Genomic DNA, 5,324 nt, shown 5'->3' with positions numbered 1-5,324 from the left:
AAATTTCTGACAGTCTCGGCGGCGGCTTCATTCAGGTGCTGGGCCACACGTTCACCCAGCCGATGAGTGGTTTCGCTCAGCCATTCCGGGCGAAATTGCGGCGCCAGCTCCTGCTCGCGCCAGTCCGGTTGTTCGCCGTCAAGGAACTCGGCCAGCTTGATGGGGGCACCGAAGTTCACCGATACCTGGCCGAAACGCTGCTTCAGCGCACCGATGACTTTGAAGATGTCGAAGATCGACTCTTTCTTCTTGGTCGCTCCGCGCAATTCGCCCAGATAAGTACGGCCTTCCAGCACGCGCTCGTAGCCGATGTACACCGGAACGAACACAATCGGCATCCGCGAGTTGCGCAGGAAACTGCGCAGGGTGATGGCGAGCATGCCGGTTTTGGGCTGCAACATTCGCCCGGTCCGCGAGCGACCGCCTTCGACAAAGTATTCGACCGGGAAACCCTTGATGAACAGCGTGTGCAGGTACTCGGTGAAAACCGCTGTATACAGCGGGTTACCCTTGAATGTGCGGCGCATGAAAAACGCCCCGCCACGGCGCAGCAGGCTGCCGACGACCGGCATGTTCAGGTTGATGCCGGCAGCGATGTGCGGCGGCGTGAGCCCGTTGCGAAACAACAGATAGGACAGCAGCAGGTAATCGATATGGCTGCGGTGACAAGGGACGTAAATGACTTCATGCCCTGGCGCCACTTCCTGCACGCCTTCGATGTGGCTGACTTTGATGCCGTCGTAAATCTTGTTCCAGAACCAGCTGAGGACGACTTCCATGAAGCGGATAACGGAATAGGTATAGTCCGAGGCGATCTCGTTGCCGTAGCTCAGCGCCCGGGCCCGTGCCTTGTCCTGGGTGATGTTCTCCCGTTCGGCTTCTTCGATGATCGCCTGCTTGACCAGCGGCTCGTCCAGCAGCCCTTTGACCACGGTGCGCCGGTGCGAAACGTCCGGGCCGATGACCGCGCTTTTCAGGTTGCGAAAGTGCACGCGCAGCAGACGCTGGGTCATGCGCAGGGTCAGTTCGTAACCTTTGTTTTCACCCACCAGCTCGCGCATGTGAATGGGCGCGGAAAACTGTACACGGGTCTTGCGACCCAGAATCAGAATGCTGACCAGGCGGCGCAACCGGCCGGTCACGGCCCAGCTGTCGGCGAACAGCAGTTTCCAGGCGCTGGACTCGCGGTCAGGTGACTGGCCCCAGAACACGCTGACCGGGATGATCTGCGCATCTTCGCCGGGGTTCTGGCTCACGGCTGCGACCAGACGCTCCAGTGTCGGCGGTGCGCCGCGCTTGTCCTGGCGGCCAAGCCAGTCAGGCGCCGGAGTCAGGTAAAAGAATGCAGCTGGCTCTATCAGGTTGCCGACCGCTACCGACAATACGGGGCGAGGCAGGCCAGCCTTGCGACATTCTGTGTCGATCACCGCCAGATCACTGATCGACGGCGACTGCAGGGCATAGAACACCGGACGGCTACGGTCCAGGTTGAGCGTAAAAGACGACTGATTGATGGTTTCCGAGCGCACCCAGAGATACAACAATCGGCGCAGGGTGCCGAACACAAGACGACGGAACGGAGAACGGGTCATACGGCTTCTGCTGAGTAAGGGACGGGCGACTGCCCGAGATGGGCGTCAGTGTGACGTATCCCGAAGCGATCGGCAAAAAGCCTGGTGTTTGTAGAAGAGTAAATACTGAGCGGCCACCTTCGAGAGCCACGACGGCACATCCTGATGCCGTCGCTGCAAAAGGCTTACGAGGTGCGCCAGGTGATTTCTTCCTCGCCATCGGCGCTGACGCGTATCCAGCGGTCGGCGGTTTCATCGCTTTCTTCTTCAACCCAGGTGCCGGGTGCGCAGCGCACTTCGACGTTCAAGGCTTTGAATGCCGCACGGGCGCAGGCGATGTCGTCTTCCCACGGGGTCTGATCGCTGTCCAGATGCAGACTGTTCCATTTACCGACTGCTTTGGGCAGCCAGGTTACGGTCACATTGCCGGCCTTGCACTTCCAGGTCTGGCCTTTCTGGTTCCAGTCACTGCACGGGCCCAGGGCGACGCTCAACCATTGGGCGATGGCCTTGTGGTCGACGTCTTCGTCTTTCAGGTAAATCTCGATATCGGGTTGGCGCATGGGTGCCTCTGTTGAATGCTTATTGCAGCACGAAATAATCGTAGCGCATGGAAACGGTGACCTTGAAAGGTCCTGATTGCTCAATGACGGCAGTCCGGCGCTCGGCGCTGGCGCGCCACCCGTGAGGCGTCATGGCCAGCAGATCGGCACGGGACTGGCCGTCGATCAGCTTCAGCGTATAGCGCAGGGTCTCGCTGTGTTGCAACTGCATGCCGGGTGGCACCAGAGACAGGTGCTTGTCGTCGGCATAATCGCGGACCTCATCATAAAGCTGCTGACGCAGTTCCATGAGATGTTCGCTGGTCGGGCCGACCCGCATCAGTCCGCCGCCAGGCGTCAGCAAGCGCTTGGCTTCAAGCCAGTCCAGCGGGCTGAACACACTGGCCAGAAACTGACAGCTGGCATCCGGCAAGGGAACACGGGCCATGCTGGCAACCATCCAGGTCAGCCTGGGGTCACGACGGCAGGCGCGTTTCACGGCTTCGCGGGAGATGTCCAGCGCATAGCCGTCGGCATGGGGCAGGGCCTCGGCTATTTGCGCGGTGTAATAACCTTCGCCGCAGCCGATGTCCAGCCAGTGCGCGGGGGAGCGCTCGGCGGCCAGTTCAGCCAGCCGCCGGGCTACCGGGGCGTAATGCCCGGCGTTGAGGAAGTCCCGCCGTGCTTCAACCATGGCCTGATTGTCGCCGGGGTCGCGGCTGTTCTTGTGCTGCACCGGCAACAGGTTCAGATACCCCTGACGTGCACGGTCGAAGCGGTGGTTGGCCGGGCATACCACGCCGTTGTCGGCGGTACTGAGCGGCGCAGAGCAGATCGGGCAGGTCAGCATCAGGCGAGCAACTTGACCAGGGTCTGGTAGTAGATCTCGGTCAGCACGTCGAGATCGCTGGCCAGAATCCGCTCGTTGACCTGGTGAATCGTCGCGTTGACCGGCCCCAGTTCAACCACTTGCGTACCCAGGGTCGCGATGAAACGGCCGTCGGAGGTTCCGCCGCTGGTCGAGGCTTTGGTGTCACGGCCCGTGACGCTTTTGATGCTGGACGACACGGCGTNNCGTCCAGCAATGCGCCCGGCTCGGTCAGGAACGGCAGGCCGGACAACGCCCAGTTCACATGCCAGTCCAGCTCATGCTTGTCGAGGATGGCGGCGACACGCTGCTGCAAGCCTTCGACGGTCGACTCGGTCGAAAAACGGAAGTTGAATACTGCTACCAGATCACCCGGGATGACATTGGTTGCACCCGTGCCGGCGTTCAGGTTGGAGATCTGGAAGCTGGTTGGCGGGAAGAAATCGTTGCCATGGTCCCAGTGCTCTGCAGCCAGTTCGGCAAGTGCCGGAACTGCAAGGTGAATAGGGTTCTTCGCCAGATGCGGGTAAGCCACATGGCCCTGTTTGCCGCGCACGGTGAGGGTGGCGCCCAGCGAGCCACGACGCCCGTTCTTGACCACATCGCCCACCAGCGTGGTGCTCGAAGGTTCGCCGACGATGCACCAGTCCAGACGCTCCTTGCGCGCTGCCAGACGTTCGACGACAGCCTTGGTGCCGTGGTGCGCCGGGCCTTCTTCGTCACTGGTGATCAGGAATGCCACCGAACCCTTGTGATTCGGGTGATCGGCTACAAAGCGCTCGGCGGCCACGAGCATGGCTGCCAGGCTGCCTTTCATGTCCGCTGCACCGCGTCCGCAGAGCATGCCGTGCTCGTCGATCAACGCATCGAACGGGTCGTTCTGCCAGTTCTCCACCGGGCCGGTAGGGACCACGTCCGTATGACCTGCGAAACACAGTACCGGGCCGTCGGTAGTGCCGTGTGTGGCCCAGAAGTTATCGACGTCTTCGATACGCATGGGCTCCAGCTTGAAGCCGGCATTGCCCAGGCGTTGCATCATCACTGCCTGACAGTCGGCATCGACCGGCGTCACTGACGGGCGGCGGATCAGATCGCAGGCAAGTTGAAGGGTGGGCGACAGGTCGGTAGGGGCAGTCATGTACAGAACTCCGGTAGCAAGACTTTGGGCGCGAAAAGGCGGATATCTTAAAGCAAAACGACGACCTGGGGCCGTCGTTTATTGTGCGCTTTGGATAGCTCAGATTGCGGGCCGCGCCGAGCGGTTTGCGTGAGCAGACAGGATTGCCATGATCACTGCCGCCAGGTAAGGGAGTGATTGAGCCAAGAGCATGGCTATCCAGAAACCTGAATTCATGTTGATGAATGCTTTGTGTGTGAGTAAAAGCATAATCGTGATCCATGAGATCAGCACGGTAGACAGTTCTTCTTTTACATCGAGAAGGGTTTGCCCGATCAGGTTTCCGGAAGTGTGTTTGGGCGTTCTGAAGAACGGCATGCCTGATGTGACGAGCCCCGACAGTACCGCCTTGCCTATCGTCGGATACAGCGCCATGCCTGCCAGTATTGAGGCCAGTGCCTCTTTGATGTTTGTGCTGACCAGCTGCCGGTAGAGCACAATTATCTTGAGCGAGCGCAGGGCAAACATCAGTATCAACGACGTGGAAAATATCCAGGGCAGCGGCACGAAAGTCTCGGGCTTAAGGATCATTGCCATCGACCAAGCCAACGCGGCCAGCATTAACAGATAATTCATTGCTTCTGCCATCCACGGCATCCACCCCGCGATGAAATGGTAGCGTTGCATCGCGTTCAGGGACGCGCAGTTTCCTGCAATCAGGCTTCCGGCGTGCCGCTTTACGATCTGCATGGCTCCATATGCCCAGCGATATCGTTGTTTCTTGAAGTCCATGAATGTATCGGGAGTCAGTCCTTTGCCATAGCTGGTAGCGGCGTAACCCGTGGAAAAACCATTTTCCAGCATACGCAGGCCAAGTTCGGCATCTTCGCATATGCACCATTGCGCCCAGCCCAGCCGGTCCAGTGCTGATCGGCGGATCAGTGTCATGGTACCGTGCTGAATAATTGCATCGTGATCATTACGGATGACCATGCCGATGTTGAAAAAGCCTCGGTACTCGGCCTGACAGCAAAGTTTGAACAGGCTTTCGTGACCGTCGCAATAATCCTGTGGCGATTGAATGACTGCAATCTTGGGGTCCATAAAGTGTGGCACCATATGCTTGAGCCACTGTCGATGGACGCAGTAATCAGCGTCGACCACTGCCACCACTTCTGCGTCTTCAGCGGTATGTCTCAGCAGGTAGTTAAGGAGACGCTGAACAA

4 protein-coding genes and 1 pseudogene are annotated in these 5,324 nt (G+C 59.4%); all 5 read right to left on the bottom strand.

Annotated elements, in window-relative coordinates; all coding sequences use genetic code 11:
• Positions 1 to 1,592, bottom strand: a 1,592-nt coding sequence (gene plsB, locus ALO64_RS01755) for a glycerol-3-phosphate 1-O-acyltransferase PlsB (protein ID WP_094195067.1), incomplete at its 3' end; no start/stop codon positions are given.
• Between the two features lie 164 nt (positions 1,593 to 1,756).
• Positions 1,757 to 2,134 carry a hypothetical protein gene (locus ALO64_RS01750; protein ID WP_005743422.1) on the bottom strand — a complete coding sequence of 126 codons (378 nt, stop codon included), beginning with the start codon at positions 2,132 to 2,134 and terminating at the stop codon, positions 1,757 to 1,759.
• A 19-nt stretch (positions 2,135 to 2,153) separates the two neighbouring features.
• Positions 2,154 to 2,963 carry a putative RNA methyltransferase gene (locus tag ALO64_RS01745; protein ID WP_002554741.1) on the bottom strand — a complete coding sequence of 270 codons (810 nt, stop codon included), beginning with the start codon at positions 2,961 to 2,963 and terminating at the stop codon, positions 2,154 to 2,156.
• Positions 2,963 to 4,119, bottom strand: a pseudogene (dapE, locus tag ALO64_RS01740) (succinyl-diaminopimelate desuccinylase). The gene ALO64_RS01745 and the pseudogene dapE overlap by 1 nt, the downstream one beginning before the upstream one ends.
• Before the next feature lie 99 nt (positions 4,120 to 4,218).
• The coding region (locus ALO64_RS01735) for a glycosyltransferase family 2 protein (protein WP_157058608.1) at positions 4,219 to 5,324 on the bottom strand (1,106 nt) is incomplete at its 5' end.

It is taken from the genome of Pseudomonas meliae (assembly GCF_001400515.1).
GTDB classification, from domain to species: domain Bacteria; phylum Pseudomonadota; class Gammaproteobacteria; order Pseudomonadales; family Pseudomonadaceae; genus Aquipseudomonas; species Aquipseudomonas amygdali.
The sequence above is the reverse complement of the archived record's forward strand: the minus strand, read 5'-3'. Positions and strand labels throughout refer to the sequence as shown.